This is a genomic window from Lacinutrix neustonica (genome assembly GCF_026625145.1).
GTDB classification, from domain to species: domain Bacteria; phylum Bacteroidota; class Bacteroidia; order Flavobacteriales; family Flavobacteriaceae; genus Lacinutrix; species Lacinutrix neustonica.
Genome location: NZ_CP113088.1, coordinates 3678707 through 3703839, shown reverse-complemented (window position 1 = coordinate 3703839; position 25133 = coordinate 3678707). Strand labels below are relative to the sequence as shown.

At 34.2% G+C, this 25133-nt stretch carries 22 protein-coding genes and 7 pseudogenes; 12 read left to right on the top strand and 17 right to left on the bottom strand.

Going from position 1 to position 25133, the window contains the following annotated elements:
* Positions 1–67: 67 nt before the first annotated feature.
* Positions 68–320, bottom strand: a pseudogene (locus N7U66_RS20080) (type B 50S ribosomal protein L31).
* A 293-nt stretch (positions 321–613) separates the two neighbouring features.
* On the opposite strand from N7U66_RS20080, the pseudogene N7U66_RS22750 reads away from it, so the two are divergent.
* From N7U66_RS22750 to N7U66_RS20035, 8 genes and pseudogenes are all read left to right on the top strand, one after another.
* A pseudogene (locus tag N7U66_RS22750) lies at positions 614–1134 on the top strand (DUF4199 domain-containing protein).
* A gap of 46 nt (positions 1135–1180) precedes the next feature.
* Positions 1181–2137: a glycosyltransferase family 2 protein gene (locus N7U66_RS20065; RefSeq protein ID WP_267676660.1), complete on the top strand. Its 957-nt coding sequence runs from the start codon at positions 1181–1183 to the stop codon at positions 2135–2137.
* 59 nt (positions 2138–2196) lie between these two features.
* A pseudogene (locus N7U66_RS20060) lies at positions 2197–3927 on the top strand (phospho-sugar mutase).
* A complete protein-coding gene (locus N7U66_RS20055; protein ID WP_267676659.1) occupies positions 3928–5757 on the top strand; it encodes an ABC transporter ATP-binding protein in 1830 nt (609 codons plus the stop codon).
* A 287-nt stretch (positions 5758–6044) separates the two neighbouring features.
* Complete coding sequence (locus tag N7U66_RS20050; protein ID WP_267676658.1) at positions 6045–6587, top strand: RNA polymerase sigma factor; 543 nt, start codon at positions 6045–6047, stop codon at positions 6585–6587.
* A 57-nt stretch (positions 6588–6644) separates the two neighbouring features.
* The gene (locus N7U66_RS20045) at positions 6645–7133 is read left to right on the top strand and encodes a hypothetical protein (RefSeq protein WP_267676657.1); all 489 of its coding nucleotides are present in this window, start codon (positions 6645–6647) and stop codon (positions 7131–7133) included.
* Positions 7134–7145: 12 nt separating this feature from the next.
* A complete protein-coding gene (locus N7U66_RS20040) occupies positions 7146–7373 on the top strand; it encodes a hypothetical protein (protein ID WP_267676656.1) in 228 nt (75 codons plus the stop codon).
* Positions 7318–7653, top strand: a complete 336-nt coding sequence (locus N7U66_RS20035; RefSeq protein ID WP_267676655.1) for a hypothetical protein — start codon at positions 7318–7320, stop codon at positions 7651–7653. The genes N7U66_RS20040 and N7U66_RS20035 overlap by 56 nt, the downstream gene beginning before the upstream one ends.
* Positions 7654–7655: 2 nt before the next feature.
* Here N7U66_RS20035 and N7U66_RS20030 read toward each other — a convergent pair whose 3' ends face one another.
* The 9 genes and pseudogenes from N7U66_RS20030 to N7U66_RS19990 form a co-directional block, all read right to left on the bottom strand.
* The gene (locus N7U66_RS20030; RefSeq protein ID WP_267676654.1) at positions 7656–8480 is read right to left on the bottom strand and encodes an enoyl-ACP reductase FabI; all 825 of its coding nucleotides are present in this window, start codon (positions 8478–8480) and stop codon (positions 7656–7658) included.
* Positions 8481–8589: 109 nt separating this feature from the next.
* A pseudogene (gene recN / locus N7U66_RS20025) lies at positions 8590–10243 on the bottom strand (DNA repair protein RecN).
* A 56-nt stretch (positions 10244–10299) separates the two neighbouring features.
* Positions 10300–11187 (bottom strand): type IX secretion system protein PorD, encoded by an 888-nt coding sequence (porD, locus tag N7U66_RS20020; RefSeq protein ID WP_267676653.1) that lies wholly within the window; start codon positions 11185–11187, stop codon positions 10300–10302.
* Positions 11180–12393: pseudogene (gene coaBC / locus N7U66_RS20015) on the bottom strand (bifunctional phosphopantothenoylcysteine decarboxylase/phosphopantothenate--cysteine ligase CoaBC). Before coaBC ends, porD begins: the two are co-directional and overlap by 8 nt.
* 4 nt (positions 12394–12397) lie before the next feature.
* Positions 12398–12727 carry a DNA-directed RNA polymerase subunit omega gene (locus tag N7U66_RS20010; protein WP_267676652.1) on the bottom strand — a complete coding sequence of 110 codons (330 nt, stop codon included), beginning with the start codon at positions 12725–12727 and terminating at the stop codon, positions 12398–12400.
* Positions 12728–12738: 11 nt separating this feature from the next.
* Positions 12739–13149 carry an outer membrane protein assembly factor BamD gene (locus N7U66_RS20005; protein WP_267676651.1) on the bottom strand — a complete coding sequence of 137 codons (411 nt, stop codon included), beginning with the start codon at positions 13147–13149 and terminating at the stop codon, positions 12739–12741.
* A 122-nt stretch (positions 13150–13271) separates the two neighbouring features.
* Positions 13272–13541, bottom strand: coding sequence for an outer membrane protein assembly factor BamD (locus N7U66_RS20000; RefSeq protein WP_267676650.1), 270 nt, complete (start codon positions 13539–13541; stop codon positions 13272–13274).
* A gap of 198 nt (positions 13542–13739) precedes the next feature.
* Entirely contained in the window at positions 13740–14627 is an 888-nt protein-coding gene (dapA, locus tag N7U66_RS19995; protein ID WP_267676649.1) for a 4-hydroxy-tetrahydrodipicolinate synthase, read from the bottom strand.
* A 78-nt stretch (positions 14628–14705) separates the two neighbouring features.
* Positions 14706–15224, bottom strand: coding sequence for a DUF6913 domain-containing protein (locus tag N7U66_RS19990; protein ID WP_267676648.1), 519 nt, complete (start codon positions 15222–15224; stop codon positions 14706–14708).
* A gap of 71 nt (positions 15225–15295) precedes the next feature.
* Between N7U66_RS19990 and N7U66_RS19985 the strand changes: the two genes are divergently transcribed.
* Positions 15296–16054 carry a 5'-nucleotidase C-terminal domain-containing protein gene (locus tag N7U66_RS19985; RefSeq protein ID WP_267676647.1) on the top strand — a complete coding sequence of 253 codons (759 nt, stop codon included), beginning with the start codon at positions 15296–15298 and terminating at the stop codon, positions 16052–16054.
* Positions 16055–16062: 8 nt separating this feature from the next.
* Positions 16063–16981, top strand: a pseudogene (locus N7U66_RS19980) (bifunctional metallophosphatase/5'-nucleotidase).
* A gap of 63 nt (positions 16982–17044) precedes the next feature.
* Here N7U66_RS19980 and N7U66_RS19975 read toward each other — a convergent pair.
* From N7U66_RS19975 to N7U66_RS19945, 7 genes and pseudogenes are all read right to left on the bottom strand, one after another.
* Positions 17045–17416, bottom strand: a complete 372-nt coding sequence (locus N7U66_RS19975) for a hypothetical protein (protein WP_267676646.1) — start codon at positions 17414–17416, stop codon at positions 17045–17047.
* Positions 17417–17931: 515 nt separating this feature from the next.
* Positions 17932–18651, bottom strand: coding sequence for a hypothetical protein (locus N7U66_RS19970; protein ID WP_267676645.1), 720 nt, complete (start codon positions 18649–18651; stop codon positions 17932–17934).
* Between the two features lie 85 nt (positions 18652–18736).
* A complete protein-coding gene (locus N7U66_RS19965; protein WP_267676644.1) occupies positions 18737–19120 on the bottom strand; it encodes a hypothetical protein in 384 nt (127 codons plus the stop codon).
* Between the two features lie 446 nt (positions 19121–19566).
* Positions 19567–21560: pseudogene (ligA, locus tag N7U66_RS19960) on the bottom strand (NAD-dependent DNA ligase LigA).
* 1 nt (position 21561) lies between these two features.
* On the bottom strand, positions 21562–22143 hold the full coding sequence (locus N7U66_RS19955) for an LOG family protein (RefSeq protein WP_267676643.1): 582 nt from the start codon (positions 22141–22143) through the stop codon (positions 21562–21564).
* Positions 22144–22175: 32 nt separating this feature from the next.
* Positions 22176–23030, bottom strand: coding sequence for a peptide chain release factor N(5)-glutamine methyltransferase (prmC, locus tag N7U66_RS19950; protein ID WP_267676642.1), 855 nt, complete (start codon positions 23028–23030; stop codon positions 22176–22178).
* Between the two features lie 10 nt (positions 23031–23040).
* Positions 23041–23532, bottom strand: a complete 492-nt coding sequence (locus N7U66_RS19945; RefSeq protein ID WP_267676641.1) for a GNAT family N-acetyltransferase — start codon at positions 23530–23532, stop codon at positions 23041–23043.
* Between the two features lie 160 nt (positions 23533–23692).
* On the opposite strand from N7U66_RS19945, the gene N7U66_RS19940 reads away from it, so the two are divergent.
* Positions 23693–24052, top strand: a complete 360-nt coding sequence (locus N7U66_RS19940; protein WP_267676640.1) for an LEA type 2 family protein — start codon at positions 23693–23695, stop codon at positions 24050–24052.
* Between the two features lie 4 nt (positions 24053–24056).
* Entirely contained in the window at positions 24057–25055 is a 999-nt protein-coding gene (ribD, locus tag N7U66_RS19935) for a bifunctional diaminohydroxyphosphoribosylaminopyrimidine deaminase/5-amino-6-(5-phosphoribosylamino)uracil reductase RibD (protein ID WP_267676639.1), read from the top strand.
* Positions 25056–25133: the final 78 nt, after the last annotated feature.

Genomic DNA, 25133 nt, shown 5'->3' with positions numbered 1-25133 from the left:
TTAATTACAGAAAACAAAAAAGCCTTTCAGTAAAACTGAAAGGCTTTAAATATAATATAACGCTAAATTACTTTTTGAATTTCGCGTATTTGTTTTTGAACTTATCAATACGTCCAGCAGTATCAATTAATTTAGATTTCCCTGTGTAAAACGGGTGAGAAGTTCTAGAAATTTCCATTTTTACTAATGGATACTCTACACCTTCAACTTCTAAAGTTTCGTTTGTATTTGCAGTAGATTTTGTTAAAAAAACATCTTCATTAGACATGTCTTTAAATGCTACTACTCTATAATTTTCTCGGATGTATATCTTTTTTCATCGCTAAATGCTTTAAATGTATTCTGTTTTTCGAGGTGCAAATTTAGGTAAATTTTATAAATCACCAATACTTTTTTAATAATTTTTACAGACTCTTTTAAGATTACTATATATCTGCCCTAATTTTCTAGGGCAGATATATAAATTTAATTAATATTGACACACTCTACTTTATCGAAATACCGCTTCCTAAATTAATAAGATTAACACTTTCGTTGAAATAAAATGTAACGTTTTTCTATATTTGGATACTAACCAAGTATCATAAACCAATAATAACTAAACTAAAAAATTATGGAAACTTCTTTTAAATCTTCAGCAACCAATTATGGTCTATACCTAGGAGGCATATTATCTTTGGCCACCATTCTTGCCTATGCTTTAAAATTAGAATTATTTACCAGCATTCCTTTTGGGATACTTCTTTTTGCGATCACAATCACCTTTGGTATTGTCTCAACATACAAGGCGAAAAAAATACAAGAAGGTTTTATTACTTTTAAAGATGCGTTTACAGCGTATTTTATTACTATAATGATAGGTATCGCAATAAGCGCTGTGATTTCATTTGTGATTTTTAATTTTGTAGACCCGAAGCTGCCATACAATTAAAAGAAATGGCTTTAAACTCTCAAGTAGAAATGTTAAGAAATTTCAATGCGCCAGAAGAAAGTATTGCCGCAGTAGTTGAAGCTTCAGAACAACAAGGTAGTTTGTTTTCGATTGGCAATGTTCTAAAGAGTCTTGTAGGCTACGTGATATTTTATAGTATTATAGGTCTTATAATTGCTTTAATCATGAAAAGAAACCCGTGAAAACGCATAATAGTTTTATATTTGAAATATATTTTCAAACATATTTATGGACATATCAGTAGTCATACCACTACTTAACGAACAAGAATCACTCATAGAATTACACGATTGGATTGCAAAGGTTATGCAATCCAATCGTTTTTCTTATGAAATTATATTTATTGACGATGGCTCTACCGATGCGTCATGGACAACCATTGAAACTTTAGCTCAACAAGACCCTAATGTTAAAGGCATTCGTTTGCTCAAAAACTTTGGTAAATCGCAAGCATTACATGCTGGTTTTGCTAAAGCTGAAGGCGATGTTGTTATTACTATGGATGGGGATTTACAAGATAATCCTGAGGAAATTCCATCACTCTATAATAAAATCATGCAAGAGCATTTCGATTTGGTTTCCGGCTGGAAGAAAAAGCGCTACGATAACAAATTCACCAAAAACTTGCCCTCTAAACTTTTTAATTGGGCCGCCCGTAAAACCTCCGGTGTTAAGCTAAACGACTTTAACTGCGGACTCAAAGCGTATAGCAATACTGTGGTGAAAAATATAGATGTTAATGGAGAAATGCATCGTTATATTCCAGTACTAGCAAAAAATGCTGGTTTTACAAATATTGGCGAACAAGTAGTACAACATCAAGCCGGAAAATATGGTGAAACCAAATTTGGAATGGAACGTTTTATCAATGGCTTTTTAGACCTCATTACCATTTGGTTTATCTCACGTTTTGGTAAACGGCCCATGCACTTATTTGGCGCGTTGGGCGTGATCATGTTTGCCATTGGTTTTGCTTTTTCTACTTACTTAGGGATAGACAAAGCTTTTTTTCATCAATCGGGACGATTAATAACACAAAGGCCTCAATTTTATATCGCATTAGCCACAATGATCATAGGCTCTCAATTTTTTATTGCTGGATTTCTAGGTGAAATTATTTTGCGTAGCAGACAAGATAAAAAGAGGTACTTGATTAAAGACGAGTTAAATTTTTCATCAAATTAACAAAGGCTTAATCCCCGCTTTTTATTATTGCGTAAATTTGCACTACTATAGATTATCTCATGATACATATTGAAAAAAAAATATTAGAACGCGTAAATACATGGTTAACCCCTGCGTTTGATAAAGGTACTCAGGATTTTATAAAAGATTCCATTGCAAACAATCCAAAAGCTTTACAAGAAAGTTTTTATAAAGATCTTGAATTTGGAACAGGTGGTATGCGCGGTATTATGGGTATTGGTACCAATAGAATTAATAAATATACCTTAGGAAAAAATACGCAAGGCATAAGCAACTATATGCATAACGTGTTTCCTAATCAAGCATTAAAAGTAGCCATAGCTTTCGATTGCAGACACAACAGTAAATCCTTAGCCAAAATTGTGGCCGATGTGTTTTCTGCGAATGGTATTGAGGTCTACTTATTTGAAGATTTACGTCCTACGCCCGAATTATCATTTGCATTAAAACATTTAAATTGTCACTGCGGCATCGTGCTTACCGCGTCCCACAATCCACCAGAATATAATGGCTATAAAGTGTATTGGCAAGATGGTGGACAGCTGGTTCCGCCTCAAGACATAGAAATCATTACGCTTATTAATGCTGTCGCGTATGCTGAGATTAAATTTGATGCGAATGAAAATCTAATACATCTAATAGGTAAAGCTGTTGATGATGTTTTTATTGATGCATCTGTAAAAAACGGAAGCTTTAACACGACTGCCGAAGCACGGAAAAAATTAAATGTAGTATTCACTTCTTTACATGGTACTTCAATAACTACTATTCCGTAAACCTTAAAACGTGCGGGTTATACAAACGTGAATATTGTTGAAGAACAACGTATTCCTGATGGTGATTTTCCAACGGTTAAATCGCCAAACCCGAAAGAACCTGAAGCGCTTAAAATGGCTATTGCTTTAGCAAATAAAACAGATGGAGACCTAGTGATAGGTACAGACCCAGATAGTGATCGTTTAGGTGTAGCCGTTAGAAATCTGAATCATGAATTGGTTATTTTAAATGGCAATCAAACCATGGTGTTAATGACCGATTTCCTGCTAAGACAATGGAAAGATAGCGGGGAGAATAATGACAACGAGTTTATTGCCTCTACGATTGTTTCTACTCCTATGATGCCTGTTTTAGCCAAAGCCTATGGTGTAGAATGCAAAATAGGCCTTACGGGGTTTAAATGGATTGCAAAAATGATCAAAGATTTTCCAAACCAACATTTTATTGGCGGTGGCGAAGAGAGTTTTGGTTATATGGTAGGTGATTTTGTACGAGACAAGGATGCCAATACCGCCACATTATTGGCCTGTGAAATTGCAGCTCAGGCAAAGGCAAAAGGCAGTTCTATGTATAAAGAACTGATAGCTTTATATGTTGCGCATGGTCTATATAAAGAACGGCTAATTTCTATTACTAAAAAAGGAATTGAAGGGGCGCAGGAGATTAAACAAATGATGATAGATGCACGTAACACTCCTTTATCAGTTGTTAATGGCTCTAAAGTCATTCGTATTGATGACTATCAATTAGCGACCTCTTACAATACAATAACTGGAGAAACTAAAACCATAGATATTCCAAAATCTAACGTATTAATTTACGAAACCGAAGATGGAACTAGAATCGCTTTAAGACCAAGTGGCACTGAACCTAAAATAAAATTTTATATCAGTGTTAATACTTCCTTGAATACTGCAGAAGATTTTCAGAAAACGGAACAACAATTAGAAACTAAAATTGATGCCATATTAAAAGATATGGAACTTAAATAAATGAAAAAAATATTAATTCAGTTATCTCCTTTTATTAAAAAATTTAAAAAACACGTGATTTTAAATGTGTTTTTTAATTTGTTGTATGCCCTTTTTAGCGCACTGGCTTTCGTCTCATTAATACCCATGTTGGATGTTTTATTTGGGACACCCAAAATTGTTAAGGAGCGCCCTATCCGGAATGGAATTGCAGACATAAAATCTTACGGTGAGCAACTATTGAATTATAAAGTGAGTGGTTATTTAGAAAATGGTAACGCTCAAATGGCTTTAGTAATCGTCGTTGCGTTAGTTATCACAACTTTTTTACTAAAAAATCTATTTGGTTATTTTGCAATGCAGCATGTCATGTATCTTAAAAATGGGGTGTTAAACCTTTTAAGAAAAGATATGTATAACAAAATTATTGCACTACCACTTAAATTCTATTCTAAAAGACAAAAAGGGGATGTGATGGCGCGAATTCTAGGAGATGTTAATGAAATGCAAAATTCTTTTTTTATCGTTTTAGAGCTTATTGTGAGAGAACCTGCTACCATCGTTTTCTCATTAATTTTCATGTTTTCATTTAGTTGGAAATTAACTCTCTTTGTCTTGTTTTTTATACCCCTCGCAGGGTTTTTAATTTCTAGAATAGGAAAGAGTTTAAAAAGTAACTCTCTAAAAGCACAGCAAGAATCTGGTAAGTTAATTTCTATCGTTGAAGAATCATTAACTGGTTTGAAAATTGTTAAAGGCTATAATGCTGAACCGTTTTTTAGAAACAACTTTACTAATTCTTCTGATAGAATATTAAGATTGTCTAATAAAATTGGCTTAAAAAATAATCTTGCTGGGCCTGTTAGTGAAGTTCTAGGGATTGTAACCATAGCCGTATTATTGTGGTATGGGGGGCAACTCGTCCTTATTGATAAAGTTATAAAAGGTACAGACTTCTTAGCTTTTATGGGGTTAGCCTATGCCATTTTAACTCCTGCAAAAGCGATAAGTAAAGCTTCATATAGAGTTAAAAACGGAATGGCCGCTGCAGATCGTGTCTTCGAAATTTTACATGAAGATGATACGATGCCGGATGTACCAAATGCCATTGCTCTCAATGAATTTAAAAGCGAGATTGCTATTAATAATATTTCATTTAAATACGATGATGATTTAGTGTTGAAAAACTTCTCAATAAAAGTACCCAAAGGGAAAACGGTAGCATTAGTAGGACAATCTGGTAGCGGTAAAAGTACCATTGCTAATCTATTAACAAGATTTTATGACGTTAATGAAGGCCACATTACTATTGATGGAAACGACATTAAAAATATTACAAAAAAATCGCTCCGTGATCTTATGGGGCTGGTGACCCAGGATTCTATTTTATTCAACGATACTATCAAGAACAATTTACGCATTGGAAAACAAGATGCTAATGAAGATGAAGTTATCGAGGCACTAAAAATTGCAAACGCTTGGGAATTTGTTAAAGATTTACCACTAGGAATCGAAACAAATGTGGGTGATGCTGGAAATAATTTTTCCGGCGGCCAAAAGCAGCGTTTAAGTATTGCTCGTGCGGTGTTAAAAAACCCCCCAATCATGGTGCTCGATGAAGCCACGTCCGCATTGGATACAGAAAGCGAACGCCTGGTTCAATTGGCGTTAGAAAACATGATGAAAAACCGCACCTCTATTGTTATTGCGCATAGACTATCCACCATTCAAAATGCAGATGAAATTATTGTTATGAATAAAGGCACCATTGCAGAACAAGGCAAGCACAGTGAGCTTATTGCTAAAAATGGTATCTATAAGAAACTTGTAGACATGCAAAGCTTTGAATAAGCTTAAATATAAAAAAGGATAAACAATAATGTTTATCCTTTTTTGTTCATTGCTAGACTTGGGGCGACTAACAACATAAGTAATGTATGTTGGTGTAAACTTAGATAAAAAAAAGAGATATACCAAATATTTATTGCTTTTAATCGTTAATAACATACACTTTATCGACAATTTACTGGCTAATCAACACAATATCACTAGGTTAAGTTGTTAATAAGATCTAAAACTATAATATATTGCATATTAAACGTTTTACATTTTAAAGAGTCTTATATGAAATTGAATTTGTGACCACAGAAACCAACCTTTTAAAAGCATTACAGTCTAAAGGGAAAAAAGACAGCGCCTTTAGTGAACTTGTGTCTCTATATAAAGAGCGTTTGTATTGGCACATTAGGCATATAGTAAAATCACATGATGATGCAGATGATGTTTTACAGAATACATTTATTAAAGTGTACCGAAGTATCGATAAATTTAAAGGAGATAGCAAACTCTACTCATGGCTATATCGCATTGCGACAAACGAGGCCATTACCCTATTAAACAAAAATGCCAAACGCCTACAGATTTCAAACGAAGAAGTACAACAACTAGCTATTGACAATATGCAGGCCGATGTATACTTTGAAGGAGATGACATTCAATTAAAATTACAGCGTGCCATTGCTACGCTACCTAAAAAACAACAACTGGTTTTTAACATGAAATATTTTCAAGACTTAAAATACCGTGAGATGTCCGAAATTTTGGAAACTAGCGAAGGGGCATTAAAAGCCTCATATAGTATTGCTACAAAAAAAATTCAAGCTTTTTTAACTGAAAATTAAACTATTTAAGATAATTTTAGTCTTAGTAATAGATACTCACTTGATGAGAAATAAAACATGAAACACAAGCCTTTAAATAAAAATAATCATTCAGGATTCAAAGTACCTAAAAATTACTTTCAAGATTTTGATGCCACTATTTTAGCCGAGGCAAAGCTAAAAAATAGTGTTTCAAATTCTGGTTTCAAAACACCTGATAATTATATCGCGTCCTTTAAAAGCGTAGCCCTAGACTCAAAGCAAAGAGAAGCAAAAGTCATATCCCTTTTTAATAAAAAAAACATGTTACTCTTTACAAGTGTAGCAGCAACGGTTGTCTTATTCTTCAACATTGACTTATTTAACAAGGCGACATTTTCAGTTAGTGATTTAGATACCGACACTGTCGATAATTACATTTTAGATGAAATCGAAATTACAGAATTGGCCGCTTTATTTGCAGAAAACGAATTGAACGAAACCCAATTTATAGATTATAGTATTAGTGATGAAACTTTAGATTCCTATTTAGAATCTGTAGAAGGGAATGAACTTTTTTCAGAATAAAAAATGAGACGAATGAAACAAATATTACTCCCAATGATAGGGCTATTATTATCTATTAACGCGTATTCACAACGCATTGACAAAGAAAAGGTTAAGGTTTTAAAAATTGCGCATATTACCGAACAACTTGATTTGACAGCTCAAGAAGCACAGGCGTTTTGGCCCGTGTACAATGCTAATGAAGATGCTCGAGAAAAACAAAGAGCAGCTTCAAAATTTAGAAGACCGAGAAAATATTGATGCGCTAACTGAAACAGAAGCCAAAGCACATCTTGAACGTTTAATTGCTTCGGAACTGGCAAGACAGCAACTTGATAAAAAGTATTATACGGCACTAAGAGACGTGCTATCGGCAAAAAAAATATTAAAACTCATGGAAGCGGATCGCTCATTTAGAAGAAAATTAATTGAAGAGTTTAAAGAGCGGCATCGTGGAGAACGACCGAGAAAGACGAAAATAGTAAATACAAAAAAGCCTCATTACAAATGTAATGAGGCTTTTTCGTTTCTATGTTTATAATTTTACTTGCCTTGAGACTCTACAAAAGCATCCATTACGGCATCGCTAACTCCCATATTACTAAAACCTCCATCGTTATATAAGTTTTGTAATGTCACGCGTTTAGTTAAATCACTAAATAACGATACGGTGTAATTAGCACAATCTAGAGCCGTAGCGTTACCTAAAGGTGACATTTGCTCTGCATACGCTAAGAAGCCATCAAACCCTTTAACACCACTTCCTGCAGTTGTAGGCGTTGGCGACTGAGAGATGGTATTCACTCTTACTTTTTTATCTCTTCCAAAGAAATAACCAAAGCTACGTGCTATACTTTCTAAGTACGCTTTGTTATCTGCCATATCATTATAATCTGGAAATACACGTTGCGCCGCCATATAAGTTAAGGCTACAATACTTCCCCATTCGTTCATAGCATCTGCCTTGTAAAGTGTTTGCATCACTTTATGAAAAGACATGGCAGAAACGTCTGTTCCTTTTTGTGTCCAAGCATAATTCTGATCGGTATAAGCCTTCCCTTTTCTAACATTAACAGACATTCCTATAGAGTGTAAAACGAAATCTATTTTTCCTCCTAAAATTTCCATGGATTGCTCTACAAGGTTTTGTAAGTCTTCTTCACTTGTTGCATCGGCTGGAATGATTTGAGATCCAGTCTTTTCTGCTAGCGCATTAATTTGCCCCATTCTCATGGCTACTGGTGCATTTGTTAAAACAAATGTCCCGCCTTCTTCATGAACACGCTCTGCCGTTTTCCAGGCAATTGAATTTTCGTCTAGGGCTCCAAATATGATTCCCTTCTTTCCTTTTAGTAAATTGTATGACATAATTTCTTGGTTGATTCGTTGATTTATTTAATTTATTTTTAAAATCTCTAGTGGAGGCTATTTTACAATTCCAAAGTTATAAAACTTAAAACGTTTCCACTTTATTTTTTTAATTTAATAATTCTTTAGCATGGGCTAAGGCAGAATTGCTAAGATCAACACCTCCTAACATCTGAGCTATTTCTACAACACGCTCATCATGGTTTAATTGAATTAGATTTGTTGTAGTAATATTATTAATATCTTCTTTATAGACTTTAAAATGCGTGTGTCCTTTTGCCGCAATTTGTGGTAAATGAGTGATACTGAACACCTGCATTGTTATGCTCATTTGGGCCATAATTTCAGCCATTTTATTTGAAATCTCACCGTAAACGCCAGTATCGATCTCATCAAACATAATGGTTGGTAAATTAATATATTTTGTAAGTACAGATTTTATTGCTAACATGATTCGAGACATCTCACCTCCGGATGCTGCTTTTTTTAAGGAATTAAAGGCACCACCTTTATTTGCTGAAAACAAAAAGGATAATGCTTCTTTTCCATTTTTATAATAAGTATCCCCAAGAGACAACTTAATTTCAAACTGTGCATTGGGCATTCCTAAACTTGATAATATCTGTTCTAATTGTTTAGTTAAGTCAGGAACTGCTTTTGTTCTTTTAGTATGAATGGTTTTGGCAACAGCATCAAGCTTTGTTTTAATAAGCTGCATTTGTGCTTCTTTCTTAGCGATATCGGCATCCACATTTTCCGTTGCTGAAACCTTTTCTTCTAATTGTTCTCTTATTTCTAATAGACTTGTAATATCTGAAACGACATGCTTTTGAAATAAATTATTTAATGTTGCTAGTTTACCATTAACCTCGTCTAATCGTTTTGGATTTACCTCCAGATCTTCTTGAAAACGTTCGACTTCAGAAAACACATCATCTAATTCTATGAGACTGCTGTTTACGCGCTGGTAAAGCTCTTCATATGCATTGGAAATGTTTGTGAGTTGCTTTAAAACGGTTTTTAACTCTGTTAATGCACTAATAACGCCTATTTGTTCGTCGCTAAGTAATTGGTTAGATGCCGTTAATTTTTCTTGAATCGTCTCAATATTATTCAGCATCTCATACTCCTCTTCTAAAGTTTCCAGTTCGCCATCTTTAAGCTTTGCTAAAGTTAATTCATTTAACAAAAAAGTATTATAATCGTGTTCTTTAATAGCTTCTTTTCGGAAAGCTATTAATTGATCTAATTCTCGCTTTAGTGATTTGTAAACTGAAAGTTGGGAGGCATACTCTTGTAGATCTTTATTCGTTTCAGCTAAGGCGTCAATCACTTCAAACTGAAAACGATCATCGACCAATTGTAGTGTTTCGTGTTGCGAGTGAATGTCGATTAATCGTTCACCCAAGGCTTGCAAACTGGATAAATTTGCAGGTGAATCATTTACAAAAGCCCGTGATTTTCCGAGAAGGTAAGATCTCTCGACGAATGATTGTTTTAGGTTCAAAATCTAAATCATTCGCTTCAAAAAGGGGTTTCAAATTATAAGTTGTAACATCAAAATGCGCTTCAATAATACATTTAGCCTCTTTATCTCGTAAACTGTTTAAGTCTGCTCGTTTTCCTAAAATTAAAGATAAACCACCAAGTAAAATGGACTTTCCTGCACCTGTTTCTCCAGTAATTATGGTGAAACCATCATTGAAATCGACGTGTAAATGGTCGATTAATGCGTAGTTTTTTATAGATAATGATGTTAGCATGATATGATCCTTAGGTTAGCTCTTTTCGCTATGTAGTGACTAAAACGTAACGATTCTTAATACTTAATATTTCGCCATTTGCTAGCGTATGTGGGTGCCACTCTATTTAATACATCTATTAAATTTGAAACGTCAACGTTAGGTCCTGAGGAAAAAATTTGTTCTATCTCCTCGGCCTTAGCATCAAAAAAGACTCTAGCTAAATACGAATTGGGCCTGTTAGCATGCATTTGTTTCAAAGATCCTAGAGCCAAAGCTATTTCGCTTTTACCTTCTGTTTTATTCTCACTCATTCTGTCCAAGCCGCCTCTATGATACTTATACATAACCTGCCTAAAGGCTTTAAACGTTGGTGACAAAATATTATCAATTAGAGCAAAACGACTTTGCAAACCATCCTCTAATTTCCAACCTTTAAAACCTTCCTGTTGCGAGTAATTAGTAATGCGTTGTGCCTGTTTGAAATAATCATCTCCGCCCTCTAAAGCAAAAGAGTCTGCATCCATACCTAATACCATATTGATATGATAGGCCAATACCGAAATTAAATTAGATTCAAACTGATTTTCGTTATACACCAAGGTTTGGAACTCGAGATATCTAAAATTAAAATCTTTATCATTTATATTATAAATAGGCGTATTATATGTGGAACCATATACGGGTCTTGAAGATTGTAGCTGTATTCCTGCTTCGAAATTTTCACCGTCCTGACTGGTTACATTAATCACAATATTACAATCAATACGCTCTTGCTGTTTAAATTGCCTTTTAGTCCATTGGGTCTTATTAACAAACTCCGTTAATTGGTTTTCCAATGTCTTGAATATTTGAAAATTCTCGTTACCTGTAAGTTGTGCATTTACCACCACATTACAATTAAGTTCCTGAGAAAAACTAACAACACTAAAAAATAAAAGAAAAACTATAAGAGTATTACGCATTTAATTTTTGGATTATAACGCTTACTAAATCTTTAGCCACCTCGCTTTTAGATTTTAATTCGTAAGCAGTAATGTTATTATTATTATCTATAATAGTCACTTTATTCGTGTCGGTTTTAAAACCAGCACCTTGATCGTTTAACGAATTTAACACAATTAGGTCTAAATTCTTCTTTTTAAGTTTTCCTTTTGCATATTCTAATTCATTATTAGTCTCTAATGCAAAACCTACTAACAGCTGATGTTTTTTAATAGCGCCAAGTGACGCCGAGAATATCCTTTGTTTTTTCTAACTCTAAAGTTAACGTGGCATCATTCTTTTTTATTTTATTGCTTGCCACTTCTTTTGGTTTGTAATCTGCTACGGCTGCCGATAAAATAGCGACATCTACGTTTTCAAAAAACCGGTGTGCCGCTTCGTACATCTCTTGTGCACTCACCACAGGTATAGTTTCAATACTACTATGATTGACTTTACTGGTGCGTTGGTCCAGTAATTAAAATGACTTTAGCCCCAACGCTTGCTGCCGCTTTAGCTATTTCAAAGCCCATTTTTCCACTAGAATGGTTTCCAATAAAACGCACGGGATCTATGGCTTCGTAGGTTGGGCCTGCCGTTAAAAGTACCGTTTTTCCTCGAAGTGGTAGTTTTCCCAAAATGTCGTCTTCCATAAAAGACACAATATCCTCGGGCTCGGCTAAACGCCCTTCCCCAACTAAACCACTAGCCAATTCACCCGAAGTTGCTGGAATTAAAATATTACCATAACGCTTGAGCGTTTCAAAACTATCTAAGGTTGAAGGATGTTTATACATGTCTAGATCCATTGCTGGCGCAAAGTACACAGGACATTTTGCAGAGAGGTACGTTGCTAACAGCAAATTATCACAGGTGCCGTTCGCCATTTTAGACAAGGTATTTGCAGTAGCAGGAGCGACTAAAAAATAATCGGCCCAAAGGCCTAATTCAACGTGATTATTCCATTCTGCATTGTCATCATCTTCATTATAAAATGACGAATATACTGGATTTTTGGAAAGGGTAGATAAGGTAAGTGGGGTAACAAAGTCTTTAGAAGCAGGTGTCATCACCACTTTTACGTGGGCACCTGCTTTTATAAATGCTCTAACCAATGAGGCCGTTTTATAAGCAGCTATACCAGCACTAATGCCTAAAAGTATATTTTTGCCACTTAATATAGACATCGCCTTATTTTTGGTTGTCTTCTTCTGTGTTTCGGTAATAAATTTTAGAATCTAACCATTCTTTAACTGCTAAAGCATGTGGCTTAGGCAATTTTTCGTAGAATTTAGAAACTTCAATTTGCTCTTTATTCTCAAAAACTTCTTCTAAAGAATCGTTATAAGTCGCAAATTCCTCTAACTTTTCAATTAATTCTTTTTTAATTTCAGAATTAATTTGCTCTGCTCTTCGTGATATAATTGAAATCGCCTCATAAATGTTTCCCGTAGGTGCATCTACTGCATTTCTATTATATGTTGTTGTTGTTAAAGGCGCATCAATCTTTTTTAAATCCATAATTTATACTATTAACTTTGTGTACTGTATTGTTCTAATTGCTTTAAAAGGTCTTCATATTTGTCTGTTGCGTCCTCTAAAAACTCAGAATTAGCATAAGACGCTTTAAACTTTTTATAGTTAGAAACTGCTGTCTCTAAACGTGTTTTCTTTTTGTATTCTACACTCTTAGAGGCTAATTGATAAGCAGAGTCAAACTTAATATACATGGCTTCTTCACGTAGCGTTGTTCCTGGGAAATCAATTATAAAATTATCTATTGACGCTATTGACGCTTGATAATCTGAAATTCTGTTATATTGTTTCGCTGTTTCGAAAGCCTTTTTTTCTAATTTGAAGTCTAATTCTCTTACCAAAGCATTAGCCTCAGGAAGATTGTTAGATTCTCGGATGTAAATTAATATACTCCTGAAGTTTCTCAATCGCTACAAATGTATCTGCCTGATCTTTTGAAAATACAGGGGATAATTCATAATAACTTTTTGCACTTTTAAACCGTGCTTCTTCTATCTTCTCACTTTTAGGATAAGCAGAAACAAAACGCTCAAAATGATAGCCGAGAGATATAATACTGCTCCATTTGGTAAGTAGCATCAGCATTAAGGTACATTAACTTTTCTGCCTGTGGTTTCCCTCTGTACTGTGGAATAATTTGCTCAAACAAACGGTTTGCCTTCGCATATTTACCAGCATCATACAACTCTTCTCCCTTTTTAAACTTGAGACCAATATCTTCAGATTTTAAGGCCTTTTGGTATTCATTACAAGAGCTAAAACTCAAAGTTATAATAAGGATGATAATTAATTTTCTCATAATTTTTTAACAAGTTGCAAAAATACGCTATTAATATGGATATTAAAAATATAATTTAAGGCTAAAATAAAGCTTACGTTGAAGTTATAGCTTGCTTTAAGTAATATTTAACGCTACATATTATTTTAATCCCTAACTAACTTTTCGTTTTAGCAAAACCTTAGCGCCAGTATTATTTGTTTAGGAGATGAATTCCTTCTACTTATTTTTAAACCCCGTTAAGAAACTTCTAATTTTTTGTTTTAAAGAGTCTGTAGCTGTAACTAAAGGTAAACGCACGGTGTCATTGCACAAATCTAACGCTTGTAAAACGGCTTTTATTCCGGAAGGATTATTCTCAGAAAAAATTAAACTCGTAATTTCCATTAAATCAAAATGAATAGCATAAGCTTCTTTCGCTTTCCCAGCACGTCCCAAGTCAATCATTTGAGAAAACGCTTTAGGCAAGGCTTGACCTATTACTGAAATCACTCCATCTCCACCAGCTAAAAGGACGCCTAAAACTAAATCGTCATCACCTGAAATAACACCAAAACCATCGGGCTTATCTCTTAGTAACTGTAAATATTGCGACATACTATTTCCTGCCTCTTTAACCGCTACAATATTTTCAAAATCGTTAGCCAACCTTAATGTTGTTTCGGGCGACATGTTTGAAGCCGTTCTACCAGGAACATTATAAAGTATGATCCCTATGGGGCATACCTCAGCAATCGCTTTAAAGTGTTGATAAATACCTTCTTGTGTGGGCTTACTATAGTAGGGAGATACAGACAATATTCCTGCAAACGCAGACAAATCTGTATTTTGTATTTCTTCTATAACTTTAGCCGTATTGTTTCCACCAATGCCTAATACCAAAGGTAATCGTCCTTCATTGGTTTCTGAAATTGTTTTAATAACCGCCTTTTTCTCGTTTGGGGTTACTGTTACGCTTTCTCCGGTGGTCCCTGAAATAACAATATAATTGGTGCCATTTTTTATATTGTATTCAACAATATTTTTTAATGAATCATGATCCACACTTCCATCCTTTTTAAATGGTGTTACGATGGCTATTCCTGTTCCTAAAAAGGGATTATTCATATTTCTATTTTTTTTATCAAATTGGGGTGTTCTTCAGACAAATTTATACTAAACAAATTGAAATAGCCTAAGCTTGATTTACAATTTATTTAGAATCTTTAAATATTTTAAAAGTTCGGTTTCAAAGGTATTATAATCTTTTAAGTCTGTTTTTATAATCAAATCATTTAATCGTTCATCTTCTTGTAAAAGGCCAACCTTAAATTTTGCGTTGGATGCTGTGGTGATTAATTTTAAATGAATGGATTCCTCTGTATAATAACTAATGAGAAGATCAAAATCAGAATTAATAAAACGTTCTAAATCCGGGTGTTTTATTGTACCTCCCCATCCAATATTTTTTTCATTGTAAGTATTATTAAAAGAAACATTCTCTGATCTCTTTTCTTTAGTAAATACTATCAATTGAAAATTATTTGAAGTGACTTTTAAAGCGTCTGCTAAAGTGTCAAACCACTTAACATCTATTGCTTCATCTTTATTAATTAATACACCTACTTTTTTAATCCTCGAGTTATCTTGAGATATGACACGGCTCTTTAATTTTTTATCGATGTATTTTTTATTAGATTTTTCTTTAAATCCTTTTAAAATCATTTATATTTATGCTTTCTACAAAAGTAGCAAAACATAATAAATACAACGCCTTAAAACAATAAGTTTAATTCATGAGATTTAATTGCATTATTACCTGCCTAATAGCATTAAGCATTAGTGCTTGTAAACAGTCCCCCTTAAAATTAATTTCTATTGAAGGCAAGCAAATCCCTGTTAGTGATACCCTTGCTATAGATCAAGAATACGACTCCTTAATCGCACCCTACAGAACACGCTTAAACGAGGATATGAATGCCATACTTTCTTATGCTCCCGAAACTTACACTAAAAGTAATGGCGAGCTAAATACAGCAATTGGCAATTTAATGGCTGATATTGTGTATACAGAAGGAAACCCCATTTTTAATATAAGAACTAACAAAAATATTGATGCTGTCATCTTGAATCATGGGGGCATTCGTGCGATCATTTCAAAAGGAAACATTACAACGAAGACGGCTTTTGAAGTTATGCCGTTTGAAAACAGCATTGTTGTTGTAGCAATAAAAGGTAAGCAAATAGATAGCATGATGCAGTATTTAAGTGAAGCCAAACGCCCCCACCCGGTTCATGGCATTACATTAGCATTAAATAAAGAGTATCAAATAAAAATGGCTTTAGTTAACAATAAACCAATAGATAAAAATAAAACCTATTATGTTGCCACCAACGACTACTTATATAACGGTGGCGACAACATGCGTTTTTTTAAACCAAATGACAGCGTGTACCATTTAGATTATAAAATTAGGAATGCCATGTTAGACTACTTTAAAAAAGTAGACACCATTAGACCAACAATCGACAATAGATTTACCATAAGCAAATAATTCGTAAAATGAAACGCAGAGTATTTATACAACAATCTACAGCAGCTACAGCATTAGTAACACTTGGCGGTTTTGGTTTTCAGTCGTGTGAAATGGCGCCTAAAACGCGTAAAATAACGATTTTACACACAAACGATGTGCATAGCCATATTGATCCATTTGGTCCGAGATGACGCCGTAAACCCGAATCAAGGCGGCGTAGCTAGACGTGCTACTTTAGTAGAATCTATTCGTCATGAAAGCCCTAATACCCTATTATTAGATGCAGGTGACATTTTTCAAGGCACCCCCTATTTTAATTATTATGGTGGCGAATTAGAATTTAAGTTAATGTCTAAAATGAAATATGATGCGGCTACCATAGGAAATCATGATTTTGACAATGGTATTGATGGTTTATATGCTCAGTTTCCACATAAAACCTTTGATTTCCTTTCAGCAAATTACGATTTTAAAAATACTGTTTTAGACACCCATGTTAAACCGTATAAAGTATTTACAAAAGACGGCCTTCGTATTGGGGTTTTCGGACTCGGTATAAAATTAGATGGACTGGTAGATAAAAACATGTACAAAGAAACAGCATATCTTGATCCTATTGAAATGGCTCAGGAAATGACACATATATTGAAAGATGAAGAACGTTGCGACCTCATTATCTGTCTTTCTCATTTAGGGTATTATTATAAGAAAAACCCTAACAAAGTCTCTGATTTATCTTTAGCTAAAGCCACGAAGGATATTGATTTAATTATTGGAGGACACACCCATACGTTTTTACCAAAACCAACGGTTGCACAAAATAGTGAAGGCGATAATGTACTAATAAATCAAGTAGGATGTTATGGTATTAATTTAGGTCGCATTGACTTTTATTTTGATGCGAACAAAAACAAAACAGCAAATGGAGCGTCCATAATGGTGTGATTTGAGATATTTGAAAATGAATGCTTTTGAAGCAATAGTTGTCTAATTGAATTTAAAGGTCGTTTAAGAAAGAATTTTATAGTACGCATTGATTTTAGATACAATGTATACATAGACGATGTAAAAACCAGTAACCAACAATAAGGCATAAACAACATTTAGTAAATAATCTGCCGACACGAAAATATAAGCCACTTGGACCATTTCTGAAAAAACAATACAAACACTAGCTAAAAAGAGTAGTAATCCCCGCTTAGAATCATGATATAAATAATTAAGAAGCGAAATGGACAAGATTAATAAGATACATACATTATAAGTACATTCAAGAAAAAAATTGAGGGTATAGATTTCAATTGCAGAATCCGACAGAATCATTTGATTTAAAAAGAAAATGGTATATAAATTGAAACCAATTAACACCGTTATTGCCATTTTAAAGTTTTTTATAAGCCGATGTATTTTCATGCTTCTTAGCATGTATATTAGCAAGTTTATATAACCATAGATATAGGCAACGTTACTCACTTTAGAGAACAATTCATAATCGAAACTACCAAAAATTTTTGATAGCTCCCCAATAGAACAAGCTATGAGAAAACTCGCAAAGTACTGACTCTTCGTTTCAGACTCCAAAAAATAGAGATATACAAAAAAAGGTAAAATGAATGCCCTCGAATAGTTCGATAACATGTTAATACCAAAGAGCACTCCGCACAGGAACAGACCACATAACATTGCTATAATAGCAGATACTATTTTTAATTTACTCGTTTTCATTTAGCACATTTGGGATTGCAAACATACCACAAATAATGCTATTTAACGTTAAAATACGTATTTAATCGTTAAAATACAGCTTTCTTTATGATAAATAGAAGATTTACGGTATTGAAAACATGGTTTTATCTATTTTAAACGTCCTTTTAGAAATCGCTAAAATAGCCAAGTCATTCAGAAAACACTGATGGAGCATTCGCTTCTTTGATTTGTGTTTGGTAATAAAGTAGCAAAAAACCCAAATTATAAAGTAGGCTAGAAAGATAACTCAACCTTATATCGTCTATCATATAATAATAGCCTATTAGGACTAACTCTGAAAACACCAATACCGCACAACCTATAAAGAATACTAAATTTTTTTTCGAAGTTTCCTGTAGATAATAAAGAAGAGAACTAGTTAACAGAAGGAGCAATACTGAATTATAAATCAATTCTAAAATTTGAATGGGTAGTTTATAATCAGTCACATAGGTCGCGGGTTTAACTATTTCAATTAACACATACATCATGTATATAAATAATATAACCAGTACAAAGAACTCCAAGCGATGAACGGTTAGTACCGTTCTTAAATCGATATTTTTATAAATTTCTGCCAATAAAAATATATACCCTAGAATAAACAGACTGTTAGTCACATAGTAAAAATAGCTATACGTTTCTTCTATACCCGACAACCATACAAAATTACCTAAAGAATAGAACAACATGAAAAGCATAAAATTAATAGCTTTTCTTTTTACTTTCAAAAGATAAATGAAAGTTATTGATGGAACAACAAAAAGCTGAAATGTATTCGAAAAAGACTCCAAACCATAAGCACTACTCACGATAGTGATCAAACTGACTATCGCTCCTATTAGTATAAATTTTAATACCTTGTTCATTATTGCAATAGCTTATAGAAAACGTTTTAACTTAATCACGAATAAACCGGAAGCTTTATATTCATTCTCACCTTTGAGCATTTATTTATTCTAAAATATACTTGTCTTCCTTAATATTAATAAATAAGTAGCTAAAACAGAATCCAAAAATTAACAACAAAGAATACACCGCTTGTACTATTTTGTTTTGATCGGCATAAAAGTATATCACTTGTACTAATTCTGAAAAAACAATACATCCGGTCAACATAAACAATATTAAGTTCTTTTTTGAATCTGTTTGTAAATAGTTTAACAACGCTAAGACGAGCGCGAAAATAAAGGCTAAATTATATATAGAATCTAGAACAAAATCAATCATGCTAAAACCATAAGCGAAGTGTGACACCATAATGCGCTCTAAAGAATAAAAAACATAAGCCCCTAGTAATAGTAGTATTATAATTTGAATATAAAATTTTCTAAACAAAGTTTTAAAATTTATTTGTATACAAACACATACAAGTAAAGCAAAAAAAGCTAATATACTATAGACAATACCTGAATAATAAGAGAAACTCACATAACCCTTATAAAAAAGAGTCGTTTCCGACAACGTATAAAAAAGTATAAATGCTCCGAAGAAAGAAAATTCTAATTCTTTTCTAATAAAATAGTAAAATAGTAAAAACGGAAAAACTAAGGCAAAGCTTAATTCTGAAATATCATGTAAAGATAAAATACCGAGAAATTAAATAAGTAAGACTTAATAGCAATAGAATAATGGTGACTAACCTTAAAACCGTTAATCTCATAGACACTAAATTTGGGTTGCGTAAAAATAATTAAAAAAATACATTTTATCGTAAATAAAAGTATTTAATCGATATATTTTACAATTTTAAGGGTCTATTTAAATCAAAATCGCATAAAACATCACTTAACCATTGCCAAAAACTCACTTTCTGTTATTAATGGGATGTTTAATTTTTCTGCTTTTACCTTTTTACTTGGTCCCATTTTGTCCCCAGCTACAATAAAATCCGTTTTTGAAGAGATAGACGCTACATTTTTACCCCCGTTATTTTCAATGAGCTTTTTTAATGCATCGCGTGAGACAATTTCAAATACCCCGGAAACAACAAAGGATTTACCTAGCAATTTATTGGTTTGATTTGCTAACTGTGCTTCTGAAACAGCTAACTGCACGCCATGGTCTTTGAGACGTTCAATGATAGACTTATTTTCTTCTGAGGAAAAGAAAGCCACGACACTTTCTGCTATTTTAATACCAATTTCATCTACTTTTTCTAAATCTTCTATGGATGCATGTGCTAAAGCCTCAATGCTTTTATAGTGTTTTGCTAGTTTCTTAGCTACCGTTTCACCAACAAAACGAATGCCTATCGCAAACAATACCCGTTCAAATGGAATTTGTTTTGAAGCTTCAATCCCTTGCACTAAATTCTCTGCACTCTTTTCTGCCATGCGCTCCAAAGGCATAACTTGAGCTTTAGTGACGCTGTATAAATCGGCATAATTAGCAATCAAACCTGCATTAACTAAAAGCACCACGGTCTCCCCTCCTAAACCTTCTATATCCATCGCTTTTCGAGAAATAAAATGCTGAATACGCCCAATGATTTGAGGATTGCATCCATTATAATTCGGACAAAAATGTTTTGCTTCTCCTTCTAAGCGCTCCAATGGTGTGTGACATTCGGACACACCGTAATGTATTGCGTGGGCTTAGAATCTGCTGGCCTTTTTGATAAATCTACGGCAATAATCTTCGGGATAATCTCTCCACCCTTTTCAACAAAGACTTCGTCATTAACTCTAATATCGAGTTTCTCTATTTGGTCTGCGTTGTGTAAAGATGCCCGTTTCACAATCGTCCCTGCCAATTCTACAGGTTCCAAATTCGCTACTGGCGTTATGGCTCCTGTCCTACCTACCTGATACGTAATCTCTTTTAATGTGGTAGACACCTGCTCTGCTTTAAACTTATAAGCCATGGCCCATCGTGGTGCTTTTGCCGTATAGCCTAATTCCTCCTGTTGAAACAAACTATTAACTTTTACAACCACGCCATCTGTCTCATAAGGCAAGTGATGACGGGCTTTATCCCAATGGTTTATAAACTGAAAAACGGCGTCGATTGAACGACACAGCTGTGCTTCCTTTGGTGCCTTAAAGCCCATTTCACGTGCTTTCTCAAGGCTTTCAAACTGTGTTGAAAACTTAAAATCACCACCTACTAAGCCATACAACAAACAGTCTAAAGGGCGCTTGGACACCTCTGCACTATCTTGTAGTTTTAGACTTCCGAAGCAGTGTTTCTTGGATTTTTATAAGGCTCTTCACCATTTGCAATACGCGCCTCATTCATTTTATTAAAACCATCAAAAGGCAACACTATTTCACCTCTAATTTCAAACTTTGGTGGGTACTCGCCTTTTAATTGTAATGGGATAGATTTTATTGTTTTTATATTTGCAGTCACTTCATCCCCTTGAAAACCGTCGCCACGAGTTACCGCTCTAATTAAGCGGCCATTTTCATAAGTTAAACTTATGGATGCCCCATCGTATTTTAACTCACAGGTGTAATTAACGTCACCATCGACTAATTTTTTTATTCTAATTTCCCAATCCTTTAAATCCTCCGAGAGAATAAGAGTTATCCAATGAATACATGCGATGCTCATGCACTACGGTTTTAAAGTTCTTAGTAATTTGCCCTCCCACTCTCAAAGTTGGCGAATTAGCATCATAAAATTCAGGATGGGCTTCTTCTAAAGCTTGAAGTTCTTTTAATTTAATATCAAAATCATAATCACTTATGGTAGGGCTGTCAAGGACATAATAGTTATGGTTGTGCTCACGGAGTTCTTGACGCAGCTTATTTATAGCTTCTTTTACACTCATTTTATATTCTTTCTGTATTCAACCATTTTGGGGCAGGTAATGGCTTATAATTCTTCATTTTTTCTAATAACTGATCAATTTCATTTGCAACAACCACAGCCTCTCTATTTTCTTGTGTTAAAAAGCCACGTGACACCATGATTTCAAACTGATGAATTAAAGCATCATAAAAACCATTAGTATTTAAAATGCCAATGGGCTTCTTATGCAAACCTAATTGTCCCCAGGTCGTGATTTCAAAAAACTCATCCATGGTTCCAAAACCGCCAGGCATGATAATAAATCCATCGCTTTTTTCGTACATAACAACTTTGCGATCGTGCATATTTTTAGTGACTACCAACTCCGTTAAAGCAGCGCTAACAATTTCTTTAGTTTTCAAAAAATGCGGGATAACACCTATCACTTTTCCCTTATGATCTATTACACCTTGGGCGACTTCTCCCATAATCCCAATTTTGGCCGCACCATACACCAATGTAATGTCTTGCTCGGCCAAAGTTTTTCCTAACTGGTGTGCTTCAGAAATAATTAGAGCATCGTTCCCTAAACTTGCCCCACAAAATACTGCTATACTTTTCATATTGTTCCGCGACAGCGGTAGGCTTTTACTTTTTATTTATCGGCTGCTAACATCCTATCTTTTCCAAACATATCTTTTATCACTTCTACGTTTTTAAAACCATAGCTTTCTACTAAATGTTTGGTTTCCTTACCAAGGTATTCATTGATTTCAAAAAATAGTTTTCCCCCTACATCTAGATTAACCTTCGCAAACTGAGTAATCGATTTGTAAAATACCAATGGATTGTTATCGTCTACAAACAAAGCCACATGGGGTTCATTGTCTATAACATTGGTGTTCATTTCGGACTTTTCTAAATGACGAACGTATGGCGGATTAGATACTATAACATTGAAAGCCGCTAGTTTTTCCATCTCAGAATTACGAATTCTTAGAATATCTGCTTCTATAAAATTTATTTGAACTCCATTTATTGCGGCATTCTCCTTTGCTATTTTTAAAGCTTCTACAGACACATCAAGGGCGGTAATTTTGGTCTTAGGCAAATGTTTTGCCAATGATATAGCAATACAACCTGTTCCTGTGCCAATGTCTAAAATAGTCGATACATTAAAATCTATGGTTTCTAAAATGAGTTCTACTAACTCCTCTGTTTCCGGTCTTGGAATTAAAGTGTTTTCGTTCACTTTAAATGGCAAGCCATAAAACTCGGTTTCTCCTAAAATATACTGAATCGGTTTTTGAGTTTTTAATGCCTCTAACGCATCAAATATGGGCTGTTGCGCTTCTTTTGCAACCAATAAATCGATATCTAAAGCGAGCTGTAGACGTGAAATATTATAGTAATGCTCGGTACATAAAAAGAAAAAACTAGACACTTCCTCTTTTCCATAAATGGCGTCTAATTCTTTGTGAAATAATTGTTCTAAATCTTTTAATCGCACAGGTCTTGTTTTATAAATCCTTAATCATCCAAATTGAACAAGACGTGTGCCCTGTATTACCTAAAGGGGCATTAAGATGTTTAAATCCAAAGTGCTCATAAATATGAATGGCTGCTTTTAACTGTGGTGCAGATTCTAAATAACATTGTTCGTATCCCAATTTTTTAGCAGCAGTCATGCATTTTTGAAATAACGCTTTCCCATAGCCTTTCCCTCTTATTTTTGGGGAAAAATACATTTTCTGAATCTCACAGACCTTGGTTTCAAAATCCTTTAATGGCTTAACACCGCCACCGCCTAAAAGGGTGCCGTTCTCATCAATTACAAAATAGATCTCATTATCATTTTGATACGATTCAAACATGGCTTTGGTTTCCGGATCTGCATAAGCAGTACCTTCTAATGGAATTTTAAATTCCGGAAAACAACCTCTAATAACGGCCTCAATTTGCGCATTATCACCCGCTTGGATTTCTCTTATTTGGATATTATTATTACTCACTTTATTATACTATTTTTACACCATATTTAGAGGTTGAAGATACATTAATTCTAAAAAATTCAAGATGAAGAAACTTATAATCTTATCAACAATTCTATTGACGATAATAAGTTGTAAGTTTCATGAAGCGCCGTAGTTTTTAAGAATAGAAAACATTCAGGTGGTAGAATCAAATTCAGAGTTCATAATAATGCGAGGTGATGCTTTTTTTAACAACCCTAATCACGTGGGTGGACAGTTAGAAACAGAAGGCCTGAAAATTAGAATAAATGATATTGACATGGGAACGGTTTCCTCCCAAACATTTAAAGTGCCTTCCCATAAAGAATTCTCAATACCTTTGACTGTTAACATTCCTTCTAAAAAATTATTGAATTTAAACACCCTAAGCAGCATTTTAAATAGCGTACTTAATAAAGGTATGCAAGTACAATATAAAGGAGACATTAAATATACCCTGTTCGGTTTTTCACACCAATACCAAATTGATGACATCCAAGATATAAAGATTAAATTATAGCGATTTGACGACTCACGACTATTACATAAAACGTTGCCTTGACATTGCTAAAAATGGTTTAGGCACTACCGCACCCAATCCTATGGTTGGTGCGGTGATTGTTTATCAAGGACTCATCATAGGTGAAGGGTATACCAGTGCCTATGGAGGCCATCACGCCGAAGTGAATGCCATACATGCGGTAAAAGACACCGCCCTTTTAAAAAAAAGTACGCTGTATGTCACGCTCGAGCCATGCTCTCATTATGGAAAAACACCGCCATGTAGTGATTTGATTATTGCGCATCATATTCCAAACGTTGTTATTGGTTGTATTGATGACAACCCTGAGGTCGCCGGCAAAGGCATTAAAAAATTAATACATGCAGGTTGTAAAGTTACCGTAGGTGTTCTAGAAGCAGCATGCAAAGCACACCACAAACGTTTTTTTGCCTTTCATAATAAGCAACGGCCCTATATTATATTAAAATGGGCAGAAAGTAATGATGGCTTTATTGCTCCTAAAACCAAAGAAGAAAATAAACCCGTATGGATTACTAATGCTTTATCCGGACAATTGGTTCATAAATGGCGTGCAGAAGAGCAAGCCATTTTAGTAGGGACTAATACGGTTATAAGTGACAACCCCAGTTTAACGGTTAGAGATTGGACTGGACAAAACCCAATTCGGATCGTATTAGACAAAAATTTAACACTACCAAAAACGGCTTCGGTTTTTAATACAGAGGCCCAAACCATGGTATTAAAAGAAAATACTGCAAAAGATATTTGCAATGCTTTATATAAAAAAAACATCAATTCAGTGATTATTGAAGGTGGAGCAAAAACATTACAGCTTTTTATAGATCAAGGCTTATGGGACGAGGCTCGTGTATTCACAGGCACTATTCGATTAAAAACAGGAATAAAAGCACCAAAGTTTTCGGGAGAATTATTTAATGAAGAGACCATACAAGACGATATTTTAAGAATTTACAACAATAAAACACCAGTGTCAGACTAGGCGCAGTCGAAGGTTTCTAGGAGAAGAACCTCTCCATCAACACACTTCTACCACGTTCAATATGACTAACGAAAAAAG